This window comes from Pseudomonas sp. 2VD, assembly GCF_005503585.1.
Lineage (GTDB): Bacteria > Pseudomonadota > Gammaproteobacteria > Pseudomonadales > Pseudomonadaceae > Pseudomonas > Pseudomonas aeruginosa.
Map to the genome: position 1 here is coordinate 1 of NZ_SCND01000619.1, position 1,700 is coordinate 1,700.

The following is a 1,700-nucleotide window of genomic DNA, read 5'->3' on the forward strand; positions in this document are numbered from 1 at the left end:
GGCGTTGGCGCCCTTGCCATCGCCGCGCGGAACCCGCAGCAGCGCCAGCAGGGTATCCAGGCGCAATCGCCCGCTCGGCGATTCGCCGAACACATGCAGGCCGTCGCGGATCTGCGACTCCTTCAGGTCGCAGAGATAGGCGTCCAGCTGCGGCAGCCAGCTGTCCGGATCGTCGCTGAGCTGCAAGCCGATCTCGCGGTCGAGACGGTTGTCGCGCAGGAGGACGAGAATCTCGCCGCGCAACTGTTCGGCGCGGCGCGGGTCGAGCAGCGAGGCATCGTAGAACTCGTCGGCCAGGCGCTCCAGGTCGCGCAGCGGGCCGTAGCTCTCGGCGCGGGTCAGCGGCGGCATCAGGTGGTCGATGATCACCGCCTGGGTGCGGCGCTTGGCCTGGGCGCCCTCCCCCGGATCGTTGACGATGAACGGATAGATGTTCGGCAGCGGACCGAGCAACGCGTCCGGCCAGCATTCGGCGGACAGGCCGACTCCCTTGCCCGGCAGCCATTCCAGGTTACCGTGCTTGCCGACGTGCAGCAGGGCATCGGCGCGGTAGGCGTGGCGCAGCCAGAAGTAGAACGCCAGGTAGCCGTGCGGCGGCACCAGGTCGGGATCGTGGTAGATCGCTGCCGGATCGAGCTGATAGCCGCGCGCCGGCTGGATGCCGACGAAGGTCAGGCCATAGCGCAGGCCGGCGACCATCATCCGCCCGTCGCGGAACATCGGGTCCTGTTGCGGTTCGCCCCAGCGCGCCAGCACCGCCTGGCGATTGCGCTCCGGCAGGCGTGCGAAGCAGGCCAGGTAGTCGTCCAGCGCCAGGCTCTGGGCGCAGGGCCGTAGGTCGAGATGCTCCAGGTCGTTGCTGACGCCGCCGAGCAACTGGCGGATCAGCTCGGTTCCGCTGGCGGGCAGTCCGTCGACCGGGTAGCCCTGCTGGCGCAGGGCACGAAGGATGTTCAGCGCCGCCGCCGGGGTGTCCAGGCCGACGCCGTTGCCGATCCGGCCATCGCGGGTCGGGTAGTTGGCCAGCACCAGCGCCACCCGTTTTTCCGCGTTTGGCTTGCGCGCCAGCTCGGCCCAGCGCCGCGCCAGTTCGGCGACGAAATCCATGCGCTCGTCGTCGGCGAGGTAGCAGACCACGTCGCTCTCGCTGCGTTCGCTGCGCCAGGCCAGGCCCTTGAAACTGATCGGCCGGGTGACGATACGTCCGTCCAGCTCCGGCAGCGCCACGTGCATGGCCAGGTCGCGCGGCCCCAGGCCTTGCGGGTTGTCCAGCCAGAGCGGGCGGTTGTCCAGCGAGCAGATCGCCTGCAACACCGGCACGTCGCGACGGAACGGACGCAACTCGGGCGCCTCCGGATTGGACTGGGCGAAACCGGTGGTATTGACGATCAGCGCGGCGTCGCTGCGCTCCAGCCAGTCTTCCACCTGCGCCAGGCAGGCGCTTTCCTTGAGGCTGGCCAGCGCGATCGGCAACGGGTTGAGCCCCTGCGCCGCGAGGCGTTCGCAAAAGCGTGCGATGAAGGCGGTGTTGGCTGCCTGCAGGTGGGTGCGATAGAACAGCAACGCGACCACCGGACACCCGGCCTGCCAGTCGGCACGCCAGTGTTCCAGGGTCGCCTCTGCATGCCGTGGATGGAACAGCGCCACCCGCGGCAGCGACTGCGGTTCGCGCCAGGCGTAGTCGCGGCCGAGGCACGGGC

At 69.5% G+C, this 1,700-nt stretch carries 1 protein-coding gene; it reads right to left on the reverse strand.

Annotated elements, in window-relative coordinates:
• A partial coding sequence (locus tag FFS27_RS32455) for a cobaltochelatase subunit CobN (RefSeq protein WP_171019283.1) occupies positions 1–1,700 on the reverse strand: 1,700 nt, incomplete at both ends.